This is a genomic window from Pusillibacter faecalis (genome assembly GCF_018408705.1).
Classification (GTDB): domain Bacteria; phylum Bacillota; class Clostridia; order Oscillospirales; family Oscillospiraceae; genus Oscillibacter; species Oscillibacter faecalis.
Genome location: NZ_AP023420.1, coordinates 464,627 through 483,135 on the forward strand (window position 1 = coordinate 464,627; position 18,509 = coordinate 483,135).

Sequence of the window (18,509 nt, forward strand, 5' to 3'; positions counted from 1 at the left end):
AATCTCCCTCATCTAAATCTCTTCTTCCGTCACCCACGCGCACAGCTCCTCCACCACCGTGTGTTCCAGCGGCAGTCTGCGAATGCAGCCACAAAGCTCCTCCGGGACAAACCGGCAGCCCCGCAGCGCATCGGACAATATGGTTCCCAGCGCGGCGTCCATGGCGTCTGTGTAAGCCCTGCTCTCCAAGAGGACTCCATCCCGCACCAGGCACTCCAGCGTCACCTCGCCCCAAGAAAAACGCTTGGTAAAGGAGGCTGTAAAAGCGAGTCTCTTCCCATAAATCCACTCCCAGCGCGCAAAGTCCGTCCTAAGCTGCTCCAGGGTCTTTTGATTCCACCGCTCCGCTGAAAAGGTCTCAGACGGGAGCTGATAGATGCTCTCCAGCGCCTTGGTCATTGCCCTGCACATGTGCTCCACCGTCAGTCCTGGATGAAGCTCTGCCAAATTCACCACCCGGGAACGGACGGAGTCCACCCCCTTCCCTTCCAGCTTCATCCGGGAGGGGCTGAGGTATTTGCCAAGGCATTCCAAATCAGCATCCACCAGCAGCGTCCCATTGTGGAAGGCATACCCGTTGTGGTTGTAAAAGGAATTCCCGGAAAACTTTCGCCCCTCCGCCAGAAGGTCGTTCCTCCCGGACAGCTCCGCCCCGATGCCAAGCAAATGACATGCCTCTAAAATCACACTCTGCTGCCGGCGCAGGTCGTAGTCCATCCCCTGCACGCAGAAAGTAAAATTTAAATTTCCCAAGTCGTGATAGACCGCTCCCCCGCCAGAGAGCCTACGGGCAAGGCTTCCGCCATCTCTTTGCAGTTCTGTCAGGCGGCACTCCCGCCAGGGATTCTGATTTCGTCCGATTACCACTGTACGGCGGTTTTGCCAGAGGTAGAGGATCAATTCTCCCTCCTCCACAGCTTCCATTAAAAAGCGCTCTACAGCGAGGTTTTCATAGGGTTCTGTCCCCGTCCCAAGATAGCACGTAATCCTCTGAATCATAAGAACGCATGGCGCAAAACCATGTTGCGGGCCGCGGCAACCTCGTCCAACCGTCCCACCGGCGTGCGGGAGGGTGCGCTATGCAGCGCCTGCGGGTCCTCATAGCCCAGACGGTGGAGCTGGAGATAGATTTCACACGCCTCGTCTATCGCATCTTTGCTCTCCGTCTCACAGGGCTCCACCATCAGCGCCTCATGCACGATCAGCGGGAAGTACATGGTGGGCGGATGCATGCCGCAGTCCAGCATTCCCTTGGCCAGATCCAGCGCTGTGCATCCGGTCTCCTGATGGAATGCGGCAAGACTCATCACAAATTCGTGCATACAGAGCCCAGGATAGGCCATGTCATAAGTCCCGCTGAGTCTTGCCTTCATGTAGTTGGCATTAAGAACTGCATGCTTTGCGGCCTCTGAGATTCCCTGTCTGCCAAGCGTCAGGATGTAGGTCAGCGCCTTGATGGCCACCGTGAAGTTTCCATAGAAGCTCTTGACCCGCCCGACGGATTTCTCCGGGATGTCAAAGTCAAACTGGCCGTCCCGCTCCACAGCCAGCGGCCCAGGCATATACGGGCGCAGAAAGCTTTTGCAGCCCACTGCTCCGGCGCCAGGGCCGCCGCCACCGTGAGGCGTTGCAAAGGTCTTGTGCAGGTTGGAGTGAACGCAGTCAAAGCCCATGTCACCGGGGCGTACAATCCCCATAATGGCGTTTAAATTCGCCCCGTCATAGTAGCACAGGCCGCCGGCATCGTGGACGATTTTGGTGATCTCCAGAATGTTTCTATCAAATATTCCCACGGTATTGGGGTTTGTCAGCATCAGTCCGGCTGTATCCGGCCCCACTGCCATCCGCAGGGCGTCCAGATCCACACAGCCATCCTCTCCAGAGGGAAGATTCACCACCTCAAAGCCGCACATCGCCGCCGTGGCCGGATTGGTTCCATGGGCGGAGTCCGGCACAAGAATTTTTCGCCGCGCCGTATCTCCCCGGTCCAGGTGATAGGCCTTGACCAGCATCACACCGGTAAGCTCACCGTGGGCGCCAGCGGCAGGCTGGAACGTCACCTCGTCCATGCCAAGAATCTCTCTTAGCTCCCTGCCCAGCAGGTGCAGCGCCTCCAATGCGCCCTGAACCGTCTCCACTGGCTGCAAGGGATGAAGCTGCGTGAAGCCCGGCAGGGCGGCCATCTCCTCGTCGATTTTGGGGTTATACTTCATCGTGCAGGAGCCTAGGGGATAAAATCCGTCGTTGACACCATAGACCTGCTTGCAAAGCGCGGTGTAATGCCGGAGCAGCTCATTCTCAGAAACCTGGGGCAGGTGCAGCGGTATTTCACGCGCCTCTGGCAGACATGCCTCCGGCACATCGCAGGCAGGCAACAGGCTGAGACCGCGCCCCTCAGCGCCCCGCTCAAAAATCAACTTCATATCAAAGCGCCTCCTTTACAATCGCCGCGGCGCGGTCCAGCTCCTCCCTGCCGACCACCTCCGTCACGCACCAGAGAAGGCCGCCCTCCACCATCTGGCCGCCCAGGATTCCCTCCCGGGCCAGGGCATCCAAGATTCTCTCGCCGCTCTCGGGATCTGGCAGCTTGGTGACAAACTCATGGAAAAATTCTCCCTGGTACAGAAGATCCAGGCCGATCTTTTGCAGCTCTTGAGCAAAATAGTGCGCCTTTGAAGCACAGAGGCGGGCACACTGTTTCATTCCTCTTTCCCCCATGGCCGCCATGTAAACACCAGCGGCGAACGCACACAGTGCTTGGTTGGAACAGATATTGGAAGACGCCTTTTCACGGCGGATATGCTGTTCCCTGGCAGAGAGGGTCAGGACATAGCCTACGTTTCCGTCCCCGTCATGGGTCTGACCCACGATCCGCCCTGGCAGTTTTCTCGTCATGGCAGAGGATGCCGCCATAAAGCCAAGATAAGGTCCTCCAAAGGCCAAGTCCAGTCCCAGCGGCTGCCCATCGCCCACGGCGATGTCCGCTCCGCACTCACGAGGTGTTTTGATCAGCGCACAGGCAATGGGGTTCACACCCATGACAAACTTTGCGCCCTTTTCATGAACCAGGGCGCCGATGGCGCTGGCATCTTCCAGCATTCCATAATAGTTGGGCTGCTGCAGATAGAAGCACGCCGCGTCAGCACCCAGCACCCCTCTCAGCGCCCCTATATCCGTCCTGCCATCTCTGGCCGGAATCACGTGCAATTCCGTTCCGGAGGCAAAGCAGTAAGTCCGCATGGTCTCAATCACCTGGGGGTTCACGGCGGCACTGACATAGGCCTTGTTCCGCCTGCGGTCCCTGCACATAGGGATCGTTTCCGCCGCAGCCGTCGCTGCGTCATAGTGGGAAGCGTTGGACACATCCATGCCGGTGAGCTCGCAGATCATGGTCTGAAACTCAAAAATTCCCTGCAGCACCCCTTGGCTGATCTCCGCCTGGTAGGGGGTATAGCAGGTCACAAGTTCCTCCCGAGACATCACCGCCTTGACAACGGAGGGAATCATATGGCGGTAGGCGCCCGCTCCCCGGAGGACGGTTTGGAATACCCGGTTTTTCTGCGCATAGGAACTGACCTTGGTCCGCACCTCCAGTTCGCTCATGCCTTCCGGCAGGTCCAGGCCAGCGCTGAGCAGCATCTCCTGCGGAACTGACCGATAGAGTTCCTCTATGGTATGAACGCCAATGGCCTCCAGCATCTCTCCGCGCTCCTCCTCGGTATGGGGAAGATAAGAACCCATTGTCATCACTCTCCTTTCTCCCGGAATCCCCCGGGCTGTCCTCACACCCCGCGGTAAGTCCGGTATTCCGCCGCGTTCATCAGCGCCTCCTGGTCGCTGATGTTTTCAACCTTTGCGATCCATGCGCCATAGGGGTCCTCGTTGAGCTTTTCAGGAGTGTCCTCCAGCCTCTCGTTCACCTCGGCAATCTCTCCAGTGACCGGGCTGATGACATCGGAGACAGCTTTGACTGACTCAATATCGCACAGTGCCTCCCCCTTCGTTACCGTGTCCCCGGCCACCGGGAGATTGATAAAGACCAATCCCCCCATCTCATTTTGGGCATAGTCCGTGATTCCCACCAGGGCCGTGGTCGCGTCCAACATCTTCACCCATTCGTCGTTCCTGGAATACTTCAGCTCTTCCGGAAATGTCATGTGATGTTCCTCCTTTAAAAATAACGTTTTCTTGTTTTTATAAAAAGCAACGAGACACAAAGGCCTCACGGCCTTTGTGTCTCTGTCCTTTTACCTGAGAGATTCCCGCCGCTTGGCGGCGGTTGCCCCGACGGTGCATGAACCAGGTCTCATGCTCTCTAGAGTTTCGTCCGGAACCAGTCAGCGTTCTCCCGCCTTCTAACCCCATCATCCGAGTCCGTATGCACTTTTCAGCCTTTTCCATCGGTTAAGCGTATGCTTTGATCAGCTCTTTGATGACCTCTTTCATATCCGCTGCCACGCCGTAATCCACGTAGCCAAAGATCCCCGCCTCCGGGTCCTTGTTGACGGCGATGGTGAGCTTTGCACCCCGGACGCCCTCCGTGTGCTGAATCGCGCCGGAGACGCCGAGATACAGGCAGACCTTTGGATGCACTGTACAGCCGGTCTGCCCAATCTGCCGTTCAAAGGGGAGCACTCCGTCATCCACCAGCGGCCGCGTTCCTCCGATCATGGCCCCCAGCTTCTGGGCAAGTTCATTTGCTGCGGCGTAGTTTTCCCCCACGCCGCGGCCCAGAGAGAGAATCCGCTCCGCACCGGTAATGGATTCCTCGCCGTCTTCCACCATTTCCAGGATTTCTATCTCAGAGGTCGGCTGCGGAACCTTCAGGCTTACATAGGCGCCGTCCCCTCCATCTGGTACGCTGGGCGCATGAACACCCACCTGCACGCTCACCAGCTTTGGCGTGCCAACCTCCGCAGTCACGCACATGGCGTTCTCTCCGAAGGCACTCTTCCTCTGCAAAAATTCACCGCTCTCGTTTAAAAACAGCTCAGAGCAGTCCGCCGTCAGCCCCACATCCATTCGGGCCGCCACCCGGGAGAAGAGTGCGCGGCAAGTGCGATTTGCCGGAATCAATACACTGGAGGGGGCAAGCTGCCTCAGAGCCTCCGCCACACAAATGCTCAATGCGTCATCCTGCAGCGCGGAGATTTCCGTCTTCACGGCTGCCACCTGTACGTCCTGGAAGGAAAGCTGCCGTGACAGCGCATCCGGGTCCTGGCCTAAAACCAGCGCCATGATATGCTCTCCGCTTTGAGCCGAGAGCGCGCGGGCAGCTGTGATCAGTTCAAAAGCGCTCTCCTCAATCCGGTTTTCATACTGCTCCGCATAGATGCAGATCCCACTCATTTGCTCACCTCCTCCACCAGGGTTTTGATCTGTGCTGCAATTTCCGCAGCGGAACCGGTCAGCATCTTGGCATGATGCTGGCTGCACTCCCTGGCATAGGTATCCGTTACCAGAGACTTTGCACCCCGCTTTCCGATTTCTTCCGGGTTTAGTCTCAGCTCTGCATTGGTCAATACGGGAATTTCCCGCCGGTTGGCCTTCATCTGAGAACGGATGGTCGGCAGGATGACCTGGTTGCTGCCAAGCCCCACCGTCACCATACAGGGCAGGCCGATCCGCACCCGGACTTTTTGATTCTTCCACGGGCGCACCACGGTCAATGTGTTTCCATCCATCTCGATTCTGCGGGAATCCGCCGCGCAGGGGATTCCCAGCAGCTCCGCCGCCATATGGCCCACCTGCCCGGTGGCGCCGTCGGAGGAAAGATCGCCTGCCATCACCAGGTCGTATTTCCCGGTATGGTTCAAGGCCGCCACCAGCACCTTGGCTGTGCCCAGAGTATCGCCGCCGCCAAAACAGCGGTCCGATACCAGATATGCCTCATCCGCCCCCATGGCCAGCGCCGTATGCAGCGCCTTTCCCGCCTCTTGTGGCCCCATGGAAAAGACGCTCACCGTTCCTCCGCACTGACGGCTCAGCTCAATGGCCGCGGTCAATGCATGGAGGTCCGACGGATTCACAGCCATCTCTGTGTTTTCCCGAATCAGGCAGTGAGTCACCGGATCAATGGCCACGTCGTTGGAGGCAGGAACTTGTTTGATCAATACTGCAATCTTCATCTTATTGTTTCAGCAGACGCTTGAACGCCCACTCCTCCAGCAACGGGGTGCTCTCGCCCCGCATGATCAGCTTTGCCAGGTCCCGGCTGACAGCGGGAGCCTCAATCACGCCGTTTCCTCCGTAGCCTGTAGCCAGTAGATAGTTTTTGACAGGCGTCTCCCCAATGATCGGCAGAAAATCCCGGGGTTCCGCGCGGTAGGAAAGCCAGGAGGATACCAAGCCGCTGTCCGCAAGCCCAGGCACATAGGTGTCCATCTGGTCAAAGAGGAATTCAATGAAGTAATCGTCTGTGCCGCCCGTCTGGGGCAACTTGTCGGGGTCCCACTGTCCTGCATGCATGGGGTCGTCCAGATTCATGGAGAGGTGGGATTTGCAGATAAACACATTCTCGCCGGCCCGCAAGGCGTAGAACGCAGGGTATTTCAGCACAGGGAACACATATCCCGGCCGTTTCACAGGCGGGCAGAGGAAAAATGCCTCGGCCTTGGTGTGCCAGATAGGGACATCCAAGCCCACCAGTTCACCGGTAAACCGGCTCCAGGGTCCAGTACAGTCCACAATGGTGTCAAAATCGTAGCGGGTTCCGTCCGCCGTTTTCAGTCCAACCGCAGCATCTCCCTTCCGGATGATTTCCGTGACCTCCATGTCGGTCTTCACAATGCCGCCGTTGGTCTGCATCTTCTTCACAAATGTATTGGAGATCATGGTCCCGTCAAAATAGCCGTCATCCCTGGTGTAGCCGGCGCCGAGAACATTCTCTGTGTTGATGCCTGGCAAAATCTCCTCAATGCGGGACTTATCTGTGATATACTCCCCTGAGTATCCGGCGGCTTTAGCCAAGGCAATGCCCGCCTTGATCCGCAGCTCCTCCTGCTCCGAGAGGGCCACCACCAATGTGCCCGTCTGATCAAAGCCAGCAGAGCCCTTCTCCTCCCTTTCGAAGCGGCAATAGGTCTCAAACCCATACAGGCGGACATCCCAGTAGCGGTTGCTCAGGGAGTCGTCAAAGAGGCACACCGTGCCCGCAGACTTTGCGGTGGTTCCGCAGCCAATGCGGTTTTTCTCAAAAATGGTAATGTCCGCCTCCTCGTAGAGGCTCAGATAGTACCCCAGTGCCGCGCCGGAAATGCCGCCGCCAATAATACCAATCCGTTTCTTTTCCATGTCTCTCATCTCCTTGTATTCTTTGTCCTCAAAAAGCACGCGCCTTCATTTCAGTTTGACGGAGAGGGGGGATATCTTGCATCCCGCATTCTGGGAGTGGGCCTTTCTCCCTTTGGCCTGACCTATTCGCCCAATATCACCCTGATCCTGCTCAATAAGAGCGCCGTGATTTTCGGCGGGAATATCGCTGTGACCTGCTATGCGCCGATCAGCTATATTTCTGCTGTGGTCATGCTGCTGATGCAGGGCGTCAGCGACGGGAGTCAGCCGCTCATCAGCCTGGCCTATGGGGAGGGCAAGCATGATACCACAAAAGCGGTGCGCGATCTGGCGTATCGCTTCGCCTTTGGAGTAGCGGTTGTCTGCTCGGTCGTCCTTTTCCTGCTGCGGGGCAGCGCGGCCCATCTGTTCGGCGCCTCCGAGCAGGTGACGATGCTTGTGGCACAGATCCTGCCGATCTTCATTATCGGCTTTGTCTTTGTCAGCGTGTCCAGAGTGACCACCGCCTATTTCTATGCGACTGGGAAAAATCTCTGGGCCTATATTCTGATCTATGGGGAGCCGTTGACGCTCTGCATCCTGCTCCTGATCCTCCCAAATGCCATGGGGAGTGTGAATGGAACCTGGGTTTCTGTCCCTTTGTCCCAAATCATTGCCATGCTGCTCAGTTTACTTCTAATCCATAAAAACAGAACGCTGGAACATCAGCTTCCCTCTCATGAGTAAAGTATCACTTGACAATTCTGATAGGTGGATGCTATCATAAAAAACGCTTGACATCGTGGTTGTATGATAACAATTCCAAGGGCTATATATTTTCCTGTTTCTGATTACAAACAGGAAAATATATAGCCTTTTAATTTTAATATGAGGAGGCTGTTTTGCATTGACTAACGCCAAAAATCTAATGGGGACAAAACCGATTTTGCCACTGCTGGTGAGCATGTCGGTGCCGTCTATTCTGTCCATGCTCATCCAATCTCTATACAATGTAGTAGACAGCATATTTGTGGCCTGGCTCAGCAATGATGCACTTACCGCGGTTTCTTTGGCTTATCCCCTGCAAAATCTTGTGTTGGCAGTCGCTGTTGGCTTTGGCGTAGGAATCAACGCCTATATCGCTCGCAACCTGGGGGAAGGGAACCAGCACAGGGTGGATCAAGCCGCTTCCATGGGGGTCATCTTTACCACTATCCATGCTGTTATTTTCATATTGGTTGGGCTTTTCGGCAGTGAGCCATTTTTACATATGTTTACCAATGATCCAGAGATCCTGCAGATGAGTGTCAACTACACCCGCATTGTGATCTGTCTGTCCTTTGGCAGCCTGTATCATATATTTATCGAAAAACTGTTCCAAGCGGTTGGGAACATGGTCGTACCGATGATTTTGCAAGGCGTAGGGGCGATTGTAAACATCATCCTCGACCCGATTCTGATCTTCGGCATGTTCGGACTGCCCGCTATGGGAGTTACCGGCGCTGCTGTTGCTACGGTAACTGGACAGATGACAGCCTGTGGTTTGGCGGTGTTCTGCTTTCTTCGGACCAGAACGGGAATTCGTATTACCCGAAAAGATATGAAGATCGATGCCGGAATCGCCAAAAGAATTTACGCAGTGGGAGTCCCCTCCGGGTTGATGACCGCGATGCCCAGTCTGCTGGTGAGTATCCTGAACGCACTGCTGGTGGGTCTCCACACATTGGCCGTGGCAGCATTTGGATTGTACTTCAAGCTGCAAACCTTTGTGTATATGCCTGGTAATGGTCTGATTCAGGGCATGAGGCCCATTGTGAGTTATAACTACGGAGCGGGCCAAGGAAGGAGACTTCATCTTGTCATCCGATGGAGTCTCGCTTTGACCGCCATCATTATGGCATTGGGCACCCTGATCGCTTGGGGTGTCCCACGGCAGATTATGGGCCTTTTCGATGCGGATGAAGCCATGATAGCTGTCGGGGTGCCTATGCTGCGTATTACAAGCCTGGGATTTTTGGTATCCACCCTGGGGACGGTAATGGCCGGCTGTTTTGAGGCTCTTGGGAAAGGACTGTATTCCTTGAGCATTTCTCTGCTTCGTCAGCTCCTTGTGATCCCACCTCTGGCTATGGTATTTTCTTTGTCCTGGGGGCTGAATGGTGTGTGGGCGGCGTTTCCCGTAGCGGAGGCGCTGGCGGCTCTGGTTGCAGTTTTGTTATACCGTAAAGTCATGCGGCAGACAGATCGGCAACTGCAAAATAGTGAGGTTGATTGTGCTGGGGGGAAATACCCAGGCAGCCGCAATCCCTGACAGTATCATACTGGTACTTGCTGTTCAAAATAAGTTGTTAAAGCCGGCCTGCGGACGGTCGTTTTCACAGGCAGCCATGGCTACTACACAAAAAGTACCGAACTCCGCCTGATGATCAGGGTGGATTCGGTACTTTATAGCGTCATGGCAATATCCGAAATAAATTTGCGGATCACTTCAAGCTGATACTCATTGCACTGTCCCAAAAGTCCGTCAATGTCCTCCCGTACTCGGCCGTTGTCCTGTATTTGATAGTCCAGTACCACGACGCTCTCAATAGGGATCTGGTAAACCTCGCATACCTGGAGCAGTTTGGGCAGGCTGATTGGCTGCTCACCTCGCTCGATCAGCCCCCAGTAATCGCTGTTCTCACCCAAGGGCTCACAGAATTTTTCGCGGGTCAGCCCCTTCAGCTCTCTGATTTTGCGCAGCTTGCGGGCAATCCGCTTTGCCCGTTCATCCACTCTGTATTCCAAGGCGTCAAATCCTTCCCGCGTGTATTTGTTTTATTTTATCGAAAATGTCGGCCTTCATACAGTGTGATAAATATAGTATTACCATTGACTTTTATATATGTTTGTGATTATACTTTCTTTGCAAGAAGTATTTTCCATGTGCGGCGGAATACAAAGGAGTGGAATCATGAGGCGGCTGAATGTCACCCACCCGCAAATCAGCCTGGAGGATTTCATCTATTACTATCACATTGCGCACAAGCGGAAAAATATCCGTGCGCTTAATCAGCTCTGCCATCTGTATCCTGAGCTATCCGTTATGGCGTTTCAAAACGATTCCCTGTCAAAGCGGTATGACCCATCAGAATACGATTACTACCGCTGGCACCCGATTACATTGGGAAGCGCCTATATGACAGAGCGGCGCATCATGGATATGGTGGCTTATCTGTTTTCTCGGGATAGAGCGCCCAAGGGATATAAACACAGACTCCGCACGGCTGCCTTGTCCTACCGGCTGATGTTCAATTATTCCTTGGACCGCTATCAGAAGGACTATGACAGGCAAGAACTGTGGTCGAATTTTTTCTTGCGACTGCCAGATCTCCGACACAAAATTGAGAGGTATCGCATCCACAGTTTGATGGAATTGGAATATCGGGCAGCGGAGTATTTTATGGATACCGATTGAGCCCAAAATAAGAAATAGAAAATCCCCGCAGATTCGGCAAATCTGCAGGGATTTTTCATTTTATTATTGAGAGGTTCTCAAACCTATAGACGCTGTCAGGGACAGTGCGGACGGGGTTGTTTGGTTCTATCTTCTGGCGGAGCTGGATGATAATATTGATCATCGTCAGGAGTGCGTTTTACCTGTGCTTGGGTACCGTCTTCCCACTCCTTGCATCCCTTACCGCCTTTCAAGATTCAGCCACAGTATAATCTCGGTCTCCGACTCATCCTATCTCTGTATCCCCTTGAATGGTCGGATAGATTATCTGCCACGCCGGGAGAAAGTCCAATTGGACCAGTGCGTTGCGGAAGGCTCTTGATAAGGGGTCCACAAATTCCCTTCGGCTGTGAAGCAGCTCCACGATATAAAGCTCCCATGTGTAGTGGGGTCCCCGCTGCTCCTTCCATAATGGATAATACGCCCTCTCTGCCCGGAACATCAGAAACTCCACGATTGAGATGCAGTTCTCGAAGGAATAGAGCTTTGCCATATGGAGCATCCCGGCGCTGTCATAACGCGTTACGGGAAAGTCCACTTCCGCTTCTTCCAATGTAAAGTCAAATGCGGAGACAGGGAACGCCATCACGGTGCTGAGCAGCACCCTTTGGGCCGCCAAAAGCAATGTTTTTTCCCGCTGCAAAAAGGCAATATATTCCTCCCATGTGAGGTCGGCCCAAAAACCGTCCGCATCGCTTTCCTTTTTCCAGGTGAACAGCGTGTCCTCCACCCGGTAGGTTAAATAGGTCAGGTACCCGTATGTTGTTTCTTTATCATACAGATTTGCGTACATGCCGGTGCGAAGGATTTGCTTCGCCAGTTCTTCATTTTGTTCCAAGTTCATTGTCTCACCTGATCTGGCCATTGTCGGCCCAATTAAAAATTCAGGAAATCAAGCCCGGCGGCTTTTGACATTGCAATTACCTTGCTCGGGTCGTTCTGCAATTCCATCTCCGCCCCCAGTGCGTTCATCAGCAGGCCGAAGGTATCGTGCATCCCCATCTGATTCTGTATATTGTATGTGGCGGCGTACTCCGGGAAATAGGTCCAGATATAGTTCATCAATGCGGGGTAGTTGATTAGACCGCCGGCCCTTAACTCCTCGTACTGCCCCCATAGTTCAAACAAGGCGAGGCTGCTGGCCCACTTGGAAAAGAACAGATACCCCAAGGTGCTGTCAATTCCTTCCCGCACATCCTCTTCGGTCTGCTCCGATTGCTTTAATACGGTTTCTGAGAAGTCGCAGTTCCAAATAGGATAGCAGACAGCGAGGACTTCCTCTCCTGTGCCTGTTTCGATCCAGAAGACGCCGTTCATCAGCGGCTTGTAGCGTGCGGTACGGCCCCGCGGCGTGGCAAGGGGCGCTGGATAAGTTCCAAAGTATTCCGGATGATACTCCATATTGTAAAAAGCAATATCACGAAGCGAGGTCTGTCCGTCTGCATATATTCCGTGCCTGACCTGATACCGATAGATCTCATACTCAATGATTTTATATCCCCGCCGCTCTTCCGCAAACGAATAGAGCAGCACACGGGAGTCCTCTTCAGGCATCCTCCCATATACCATGGCCTCTTTTGATATGGCTGGCGAGGATTTTTCCACCACATAGTATTCATCTGCCAAAAACTTGCCGTCCTGTTTCCTGGCTGCGATATAGTAGACGCCGGGGCACTCCTGGCTTGCCCTTACGATTTCACCAACTGTGTCGTCCAAGCAGAACGGCAGTCTCTCCGGAGGCGATTCTTTCTCTCTATCCATATGTCTCTCTCTTTTCCTGTGTGGTATTTTATCAAATTATCACGCTATAAAAGTGATATTGTATAAAAGAAACACACCACTCCCACCCTAATATCACACCATGAAAGTGTATTATGGGGAAAATGGTGGTGGAGGAATCATATGGAGATGGAATTTATCAGAAACCGTATCACAGAATTGCGGTTAAAAAAGGGAGTTTCAGAATACCAATTAAGTTATGATTTAGGGCATAGCAAGAACTATATTCATAACATTGTCACCGGGTATTCCCAGCCATCTGTGAAAGAATTGCTCTATTTGATTGACACGCTCGGTATCACGCCCCGTTTGTTTTTCGATGAGGAAGCGGAATACCGAAATCCAATTTTGGTTCAGGAGATCATAAATGGCATCAAGTCGATGAACGATCAGGATTTGGAAGCTGTTTTGTTGATGGTCAGGCGCTTGAATGAGAAGAATTAACAAGTATAAAATCGTGTAATTAAGATATTATACCCGATATACCGGGAATATTCAAGAGGCAGCATGTCAAATATAATAGAAATCACAAAGGGGTGGTTTCTATTATTACTTACGACCCGCTCTGGGACACCATGCGTCGAAAGGGAATTACAACTTATTCTCTAATAAAGGACTATTCCTTCAGCAAGGGAACATTGGATTCTTTGAAGCAAAACCGGAATATTTCAACCGCAACGCTGAATGACCTTTGCAACATTCTTTCTTGCAGGGTAGAAGATGTTCTTCGTCACATCCCAGATAAAGCATAAACGGCACTTTGAGGGCATTACAGCTCACACCAAAGCGCCGTTTTTATTTTGTATCTGCCTGCATAAAAAACGCAGTTACCCGTCAAGGATACCTGCGTTTTTTGCGAAAAAGGCTTATCAGGTTACAGGAGTCAGTTCGAACTTATAACTGCTGTAGGGGGCAGTGCGGATGGGGTTTCCCGGTTCCATCTTCCGGCAGAACTGACTGATGATATTGACTACGTTCGCGCCGCAGCCCTTCGGAAACTCGTGCCATACAGCCTCGTAGATCTGTTCCTGCGTGAAGAGCCAGCCAGGGTGCTGGGCCACATCCACGGACCTTACCATGCCTTTTTCCTTTTTGGAGTACCAGCACGGCCTCCAGATAATCCTCGCCCGACGCATGGAGTTTTTTCATAGGCGCGACCTCTTCTCTATACAGTTCTATACAGTGATCTTCTGTTCTGCGTTCCACATGGCCGCATATTTTCCGTTCTCGGCCAGCAGCTCCTCGTGGGTGCCAGACTCCTTGATTGTTCCGTCCGCCACTACCAGGATCTGATCCGCGTTCTTGACGATGGAAAGGGTATGGGCGATCATCACCACGGTCTTTTTCTCCTTGAGCAGATTGGCAATGGCCTGTTTGACCGCCAGCTCGTTCTCGATGTCCAGGGATGCGGTGGCCTCGTCCAGCAATAGGATGGGACTGTTTTTCAGAATGGCCCGGGCGATAGAAAGCCGCTGCCGCTCTCCTCCGGAGAGCAGGCTGCCGTTTTCTCCAATCCCGGTGTCATAGCTCTTTTCCAGTTTCTCCACAAAGCCGTCACATCCGGCGTCCCTGCAGGCTGCCTCCACCTCCCGGTCAGTGGCCGTGGGCCGGGCGTGGCGGATGTTCTCCCGCACGGTATCGTCAAAGAGGAACACCTGCTGGTCCACCATAGAGAGCTGTGCCAGCACCCGCTCTGCGGAGACAGTCTGGATGGATTGACCGCCGATGGCGATGGTCCCGCTCTGCGGCTCATAGAATTTGGCGATCAGATTCAAAATCGTGGATTTGCCCGAGCCGGAGTCCCCCACGATGGCGGTGAGTTTCCCGTCCGGGACGGTGAAGGACACCCTCTTCAGGACCGGCTCTCCCGGCATATAGGAGAACGACACATCCCGGAAGGTGATGTCGTGCCGCTCCGGGGCAAAGGGCGCGCCCTCCCCGGCCTCCTCCGGCTCCTGAATCAGATTCTCAATGTTCCTTTTGGAGACCATCAGGTGCTTCCATTCAAAGAGATCAATGGCAATACTGGCGGTGAGCTTGGTCAGCAAAATGGGCAGCATGGAGAGCATCAGATAGTCCACGCCGCTCAGTGTCCCCGCCGCCCATGGCCCGGCGGCCAGCACCATGATAAGCGGCACGCTGCCCCAGCTGATGATATTGTAGCCGAATCCGATGGGGATGCCCTTGGCTTCGTACTGGTAGCACACCCGGCTGAACTCCTCCATGGCCTGGGTGACGGTCCTGTTTTTTACGCCGCCCATGTTGTACGCCCGGAACATCTGAATGCCGTCAATGTACTCCACAATGCCACTCACCGTCTCGGCGCTGACCTTGTTTTTCGCCACGCCGTACACCTTTACCACCCGGAAGGACAGCCACAGGTCGGGAATCAGCAACGCGACAACCGCCAGCAGGATCAGCCCCGCCGGTAGCCAGACGGTGCATACAAAGCCAACCAGCACCGCGGAGAGCGCGGCGTTTTTGATAATGTTCCCACTGGAATGGGTCAGAATTTTCTCATAGCTGCCCACATCGCTGGTCATGGTGTTCACATACTGCCCAACCTGCCCCTGGGTGAAGCGGGCCAGGGGGATCTTCTTGAGCTTATCCCCCAGAAGCAGCCGCAGGCGCTTGGACACCGCCGCCCCGCCGATCTGGACCTGGGTGTACCCGGTGCTGTAAATGACCAGCCGCAGCAGGAAAATGACAGCGAGCCCCGCGGTGACCGCTCCCACCATTCCGGCGGTAATCGTTCCTGAAGCCAGAGCGGTGAGGACGATGTAGACAGACAGATAACTGCACCCGGAGAGGATGCCCTCCAATACGGTCAGCACTACACCAATATAAAAAGCCCTGTTTTTGCGGAACGGAGATTCATTTGTCATCGTCTTGCCCTCCTTTCACGGAATAGGTGATGGACCTGGCCGCCCGGTAGTCGGCCCAGGCTTTGCGGTAATAAGAATTCTGTTCCAGCACCTCCGCATGAGTTCCGCAGCAGGTGATGGTGTGGTCCTCCACCACCGCCACTTTGTCGCACATCTTTACCGCGCCCAGCCGGTGAGCCACGATGAGTACGGTCTTGCCACGGCAGAGGTTTTCAATGGCCCGGTCAATCTCCACCTGATTCTCCGGGTCGGCGGCGGAGGTCGCCTCGTCCAGAATGAGGATGGGGGCGTCCTTCAAAATAGCGCGGGCAATGGCGATGCGCTGGCGCTCCCCACCGGAGAAGCGTGAGCCCATAGCCCCAACCTTGGTGTCGTATCCCTGGGGCAGCGACAGGATGAAGTCGTCGATCTGTGCCAGACGGGCGGCCTCCCGCACCTGTTCCAGCGTGGCCTGCGTGCCCATACGGATGTTCTCCAGCACGCTGTCCCGGGTGAGGAAGGTCTTTTGAAACACGATGGAGATGTGAGCGAGCAGGTCCTCGTAGCGGATGTCCCTGACATTCCGGCCGCCGATGCGGACCTCGCCCTTTGTTGTATCGTAAAACCGGGAGATCAGCTGGATGATAGTGCTTTTGCCCGCGCCGGACACCCCCACCAGGGCCACCTTTTCCCCCTGCTTTACCGACAGAGAGCAATCCCGCAGCACATCCGTCTTCCCGTCATAGGAGAAGGTCACATGGTCCAGTTCAATGCCGTGGTCCTCCGGGAATGGCCCGCCTCCTTCAAAGACCGGAAGCTCCAGGATCTCCCGCACCTTTCCCACACCGCTGAGAGCCTGGGCAAAGGTAGTGGACATCTTCTGGAGCGGCAGGATCTCCGTCAAATACATGCCGCCCACATAGGCAAAGAGCAGAAACACGCTGGCGCTCACCGAGCCCCGGAGGAACATAAGCCCCCCGGCTGGGATCATCAGGAGCATACCGCACTCCACCAGCAGCAGGAAAGCCGCATAGGGCGGCGCGGTTTTATGGGTCACCAGATTCCAGATCCGGTTTTCCTCCGAAATGGCGTGGGAAAACTTCTGAAACGACCGGCTCCCCATGTTGTACGCCTTGATGAGCCGCATCCCGGAGACATACTCGATCATTACCGAGTTGAAGCTCACCAGGGAGCGGTTGGCGTCCTCCAGAATTCCCTTCATGCGGCCAAAGATCACCCCCATCACAATTCCCGCCAGCGGCAGGGGGAGCAGCGAGACCAGCGCCAATGGGACATTCACCGACAGCAGATAGAGGAAGATCACCACCGGGCCGGTGAGATAGGCCACGAACTCCGGCAGGTTATGGGCCAGAAACAGCTCCAGCTTCTCAATGTCCTCGTTGAGCACGGTCTTGACCGCTCCCGTGCTCCGCTCGTCCAACGCGCCCAGGGGCACCTTCGCCAGATGCTCCGTGACCATGCACCGCACCCGGAACAGGGCGCCGTAGGCCCCCTTGTGGGACAGCACCCCGGAGGCCCCCAGCAGCACCATCCGCCCCACGGTGCCCGCCATCACGAACACGGCGCAGTCCGCGATCACCGCCGGGGTGCAGGCGCCGGACAGCACCGCGTCCATCAGCCGGTACAGCCCCAGGTAGGCGGTGATCGCCAGCAGCCCGCTCCCAAAGGCGCACAGCACCGACCCGATCAGCCATTTCTTCTCCGGCCCTGCCCACCGGAGCAACAGCCTGACCGGGCTTATCTCTTTCTGTTTCATATTGCACTCCTCCTTTACCAGCCTTGACGGAACAGGCCGGATATGATATTTTAGTTAGCAGATACTAACCAAATAACAGCATACTCCCTGTCTGTCACAGATACAAGGCGTGCCACGCTCATGCGGCTGATCGGGGTATGGATTCGGCCGATTGAGGTGGAGGAGGCGTGTCAGAATGTATAGCTGCAATGTATTGGATGAGCAATATGCCGGGGCCATGGCGGAGCATGGCTTTGTGCCGGAGCCGGACAACCGGAGGTATGGAAGCATGGGCCTGTGCTGGCGTCAGGCCGGCCCCGGTGGAAGCGGCTATTTCTGGACCTATGGGCAGCAGGACCTCTATATGCTCAAAATCCACGATTTCTATTTTCATGAGGATCAGCTTCTGGAGTTTTGCTGGCCGGAGAGCCTGAGCGTCACCTGGTACGAGTCCATCTCCGGGGAGGAGTTCTCTCCCTGCCGCCGGCTGGTGTCCGGCTGTGTCAAGAGCTTCATCGGCGGGCGGGAGCCCTACCGGGCGCTCATCCACCGCCGGGTCCCCATCGTATCCATCGGCATTGAGATCACTCCGGCTTACTATCAGGACTACCTCCGCCGCCAGTTTTCGGAGGAGTTTCAAAGCCTGTTGGAATCCTTTCAATCTCTGGACCAGACCGACCACTTCCCGGAGATGGTCCGCCTGCTGAAAGAGGTCCGTGACTACCGGGGCGAGGGGCTGGCCGCCAAACTCTTTTACGACGGCAAGGTGGCGGAAGCCGTGGCGCTGGTGGTGGAACGGCACCGGGCCCACCCAGCTCCCAGGCGAACACTGACGCAGGAGGATGAGCGGATGCTGGCGGATGTGGCGGCCTACATCACCGCCCACTGCGCGGACCGGCTGCCTCTGGAGCGCCTGGCCCGCATCGGCTGCATGGGCGTCTCCAAGCTGAAGGATGCCTTTCACGCCCGATACGGCTGCACCATCACTCAGTATATTCAGGGGCAGCGGATGGAGCGTGCGGAGCAGCTGCTGGCAAATACCGACCTGCCCGTGGGCCAGATCGCTCAAATTGTGGGCTATCAGAATCCCAGCCGTTTCGCGCAGCTCTTCCGCCGCAGCACCGGGCAGAGCCCGGCAGCGTTCCGGGCGTTCTCCCACCCACGGGAAGCAGAGTGAGAGAACACGCCGGACCGAAAAAGCCAGGAGGCAGGAAGAAAGACAGCCGCCAGCTCTCGGCTTGCTCCTAAGCCTGAAGGAACCGGTGAATGATTTGCAATCTCATCGCGCCCGATATCTATGGTAATAGAAAAATCTATATGAGGACGCTACAATAGTATCAAG

At 55.1% G+C, this 18,509-nt stretch carries 19 protein-coding genes and 1 riboswitch; of the genes, 6 read left to right on the top strand and 13 right to left on the bottom strand.

Annotation, left to right across the window (positions count from 1 at the left end):
• Positions 1-12: 12 nt before the first annotated feature.
• The 7 genes from lplA to KJS55_RS02405 form a co-directional block, all read right to left on the bottom strand.
• Positions 13-999, bottom strand: a complete 987-nt coding sequence (gene lplA / locus KJS55_RS02375) for a lipoate--protein ligase (protein WP_187032705.1) — start codon at positions 997-999, stop codon at positions 13-15.
• Positions 996-2,423: an aminomethyl-transferring glycine dehydrogenase subunit GcvPB gene (gene gcvPB / locus KJS55_RS02380; protein ID WP_213542615.1), complete on the bottom strand. Its 1,428-nt coding sequence runs from the start codon at positions 2,421-2,423 to the stop codon at positions 996-998. Before gcvPB ends, lplA begins: the two co-directional genes overlap by 4 nt.
• Position 2,424: 1 nt before the next feature.
• The gene (gene gcvPA, locus KJS55_RS02385; protein WP_213542616.1) at positions 2,425-3,741 is read right to left on the bottom strand and encodes an aminomethyl-transferring glycine dehydrogenase subunit GcvPA; all 1,317 of its coding nucleotides are present in this window, start codon (positions 3,739-3,741) and stop codon (positions 2,425-2,427) included.
• A gap of 41 nt (positions 3,742-3,782) precedes the next feature.
• Positions 3,783-4,157, bottom strand: a complete 375-nt coding sequence (gene gcvH, locus KJS55_RS02390; RefSeq protein WP_187032699.1) for a glycine cleavage system protein GcvH — start codon at positions 4,155-4,157, stop codon at positions 3,783-3,785.
• Between the two features lie 72 nt (positions 4,158-4,229).
• Positions 4,230-4,329, bottom strand: a riboswitch (glycine riboswitch).
• A gap of 75 nt (positions 4,330-4,404) precedes the next feature.
• Positions 4,405-5,349, bottom strand: coding sequence for an electron transfer flavoprotein subunit alpha/FixB family protein (locus KJS55_RS02395; protein WP_213542617.1), 945 nt, complete (start codon positions 5,347-5,349; stop codon positions 4,405-4,407).
• A complete protein-coding gene (locus KJS55_RS02400; RefSeq protein ID WP_187032695.1) occupies positions 5,346-6,113 on the bottom strand; it encodes an electron transfer flavoprotein subunit beta/FixA family protein in 768 nt (255 codons plus the stop codon). The genes KJS55_RS02395 and KJS55_RS02400 overlap by 4 nt, the downstream gene beginning before the upstream one ends.
• A 16-nt stretch (positions 6,114-6,129) precedes the next feature.
• On the bottom strand, positions 6,130-7,293 hold the full coding sequence (locus tag KJS55_RS02405; protein ID WP_213542618.1) for an NAD(P)/FAD-dependent oxidoreductase: 1,164 nt from the start codon (positions 7,291-7,293) through the stop codon (positions 6,130-6,132).
• A gap of 96 nt (positions 7,294-7,389) precedes the next feature.
• On the opposite strand from KJS55_RS02405, the gene KJS55_RS02410 reads away from it, so the two are divergent.
• Entirely contained in the window at positions 7,390-8,019 is a 630-nt protein-coding gene (locus KJS55_RS02410) for an MATE family efflux transporter (RefSeq protein WP_228300440.1), read from the top strand.
• Between the two features lie 160 nt (positions 8,020-8,179).
• Entirely contained in the window at positions 8,180-9,583 is a 1,404-nt protein-coding gene (locus KJS55_RS02415) for an MATE family efflux transporter (RefSeq protein ID WP_101693841.1), read from the top strand.
• A gap of 134 nt (positions 9,584-9,717) precedes the next feature.
• Here the strand turns inward: KJS55_RS02415 and KJS55_RS02420 are convergent, their stop codons facing one another.
• Positions 9,718-10,059, bottom strand: coding sequence for a helix-turn-helix domain-containing protein (locus tag KJS55_RS02420; protein WP_055181001.1), 342 nt, complete (start codon positions 10,057-10,059; stop codon positions 9,718-9,720).
• Positions 10,060-10,225: 166 nt separating this feature from the next.
• On the opposite strand from KJS55_RS02420, the gene KJS55_RS02425 reads away from it, so the two are divergent.
• Positions 10,226-10,729 (top strand): hypothetical protein, encoded by a 504-nt coding sequence (locus tag KJS55_RS02425; RefSeq protein ID WP_055181003.1) that lies wholly within the window; start codon positions 10,226-10,228, stop codon positions 10,727-10,729.
• A gap of 265 nt (positions 10,730-10,994) precedes the next feature.
• Here the strand turns inward: KJS55_RS02425 and KJS55_RS02430 are convergent, their stop codons facing one another.
• On the bottom strand, positions 10,995-11,612 hold the full coding sequence (locus KJS55_RS02430) for a hypothetical protein (RefSeq protein ID WP_055181005.1): 618 nt from the start codon (positions 11,610-11,612) through the stop codon (positions 10,995-10,997).
• A 32-nt stretch (positions 11,613-11,644) separates the two neighbouring features.
• Positions 11,645-12,529: a hypothetical protein gene (locus KJS55_RS02435; protein ID WP_055181007.1), complete on the bottom strand. Its 885-nt coding sequence runs from the start codon at positions 12,527-12,529 to the stop codon at positions 11,645-11,647.
• 141 nt (positions 12,530-12,670) lie between these two features.
• Between KJS55_RS02435 and KJS55_RS02440 the strand changes: the two genes are divergently transcribed.
• Complete coding sequence (locus tag KJS55_RS02440) at positions 12,671-12,991, top strand: helix-turn-helix domain-containing protein (protein WP_050624335.1); 321 nt, start codon at positions 12,671-12,673, stop codon at positions 12,989-12,991.
• Positions 12,992-13,122: 131 nt separating this feature from the next.
• Positions 13,123-13,299, top strand: coding sequence for a helix-turn-helix domain-containing protein (locus tag KJS55_RS02445; protein ID WP_305147793.1), 177 nt, complete (start codon positions 13,123-13,125; stop codon positions 13,297-13,299).
• Positions 13,300-13,416: 117 nt separating this feature from the next.
• On the opposite strand, the gene KJS55_RS02450 is transcribed toward KJS55_RS02445, so the two are convergent.
• From KJS55_RS02450 to KJS55_RS02465, 3 genes are all read right to left on the bottom strand, one after another.
• On the bottom strand, positions 13,417-13,626 hold the full coding sequence (locus tag KJS55_RS02450) for a helix-turn-helix domain-containing protein (RefSeq protein ID WP_228300441.1): 210 nt from the start codon (positions 13,624-13,626) through the stop codon (positions 13,417-13,419).
• Between the two features lie 96 nt (positions 13,627-13,722).
• Positions 13,723-15,432: an ABC transporter ATP-binding protein gene (locus KJS55_RS02460; protein WP_055181066.1), complete on the bottom strand. Its 1,710-nt coding sequence runs from the start codon at positions 15,430-15,432 to the stop codon at positions 13,723-13,725.
• Positions 15,422-17,188, bottom strand: coding sequence for an ABC transporter ATP-binding protein (locus KJS55_RS02465; protein WP_055181065.1), 1,767 nt, complete (start codon positions 17,186-17,188; stop codon positions 15,422-15,424). Before KJS55_RS02465 ends, KJS55_RS02460 begins: the two co-directional genes overlap by 11 nt.
• Before the next feature lie 175 nt (positions 17,189-17,363).
• Between KJS55_RS02465 and KJS55_RS02470 the strand changes: the two genes are divergently transcribed.
• Positions 17,364-18,344 (top strand): helix-turn-helix domain-containing protein, encoded by a 981-nt coding sequence (locus KJS55_RS02470; protein ID WP_055181063.1) that lies wholly within the window; start codon positions 17,364-17,366, stop codon positions 18,342-18,344.
• Positions 18,345-18,509: the final 165 nt, after the last annotated feature.

What these genes read in the sequence shown, in the direction of transcription:
- lplA (WP_187032705.1), bottom strand. Translation starts at nt 999, where the DNA reads ATGATTCAGAGGATTACGTGCTATCTTGGGACGGGGACAGAACCCTAT.
- gcvPB (WP_213542615.1), bottom strand. Translation starts at nt 2,423, where the DNA reads ATGAAGTTGATTTTTGAGCGGGGCGCTGAGGGGCGCGGTCTCAGCCTG.
- gcvPA (WP_213542616.1), bottom strand. Translation starts at nt 3,741, where the DNA reads ATGGGTTCTTATCTTCCCCATACCGAGGAGGAGCGCGGAGAGATGCTG.
- gcvH (WP_187032699.1), bottom strand. Translation starts at nt 4,157, where the DNA reads ATGACATTTCCGGAAGAGCTGAAGTATTCCAGGAACGACGAATGGGTG.
- KJS55_RS02395 (WP_213542617.1), bottom strand. Translation starts at nt 5,349, where the DNA reads ATGAGTGGGATCTGCATCTATGCGGAGCAGTATGAAAACCGGATTGAG.
- KJS55_RS02405 (WP_213542618.1), bottom strand. Translation starts at nt 7,293, where the DNA reads ATGGAAAAGAAACGGATTGGTATTATTGGCGGCGGCATTTCCGGCGCG.
- KJS55_RS02425 (WP_055181003.1), top strand. Translation starts at nt 10,226, where the DNA reads ATGAGGCGGCTGAATGTCACCCACCCGCAAATCAGCCTGGAGGATTTC.
- KJS55_RS02430 (WP_055181005.1), bottom strand. Translation starts at nt 11,612, where the DNA reads ATGAACTTGGAACAAAATGAAGAACTGGCGAAGCAAATCCTTCGCACC.
- KJS55_RS02435 (WP_055181007.1), bottom strand. Translation starts at nt 12,529, where the DNA reads ATGGATAGAGAGAAAGAATCGCCTCCGGAGAGACTGCCGTTCTGCTTG.
- KJS55_RS02440 (WP_050624335.1), top strand. Translation starts at nt 12,671, where the DNA reads ATGGAGATGGAATTTATCAGAAACCGTATCACAGAATTGCGGTTAAAA.
- KJS55_RS02445 (WP_305147793.1), top strand. Translation starts at nt 13,123, where the DNA reads ATGCGTCGAAAGGGAATTACAACTTATTCTCTAATAAAGGACTATTCC.
- KJS55_RS02450 (WP_228300441.1), bottom strand. Translation starts at nt 13,626, where the DNA reads ATGGTAAGGTCCGTGGATGTGGCCCAGCACCCTGGCTGGCTCTTCACG.
- KJS55_RS02460 (WP_055181066.1), bottom strand. Translation starts at nt 15,432, where the DNA reads ATGACAAATGAATCTCCGTTCCGCAAAAACAGGGCTTTTTATATTGGT.
- KJS55_RS02465 (WP_055181065.1), bottom strand. Translation starts at nt 17,188, where the DNA reads ATGAAACAGAAAGAGATAAGCCCGGTCAGGCTGTTGCTCCGGTGGGCA.
- KJS55_RS02470 (WP_055181063.1), top strand. Translation starts at nt 17,364, where the DNA reads ATGTATAGCTGCAATGTATTGGATGAGCAATATGCCGGGGCCATGGCG.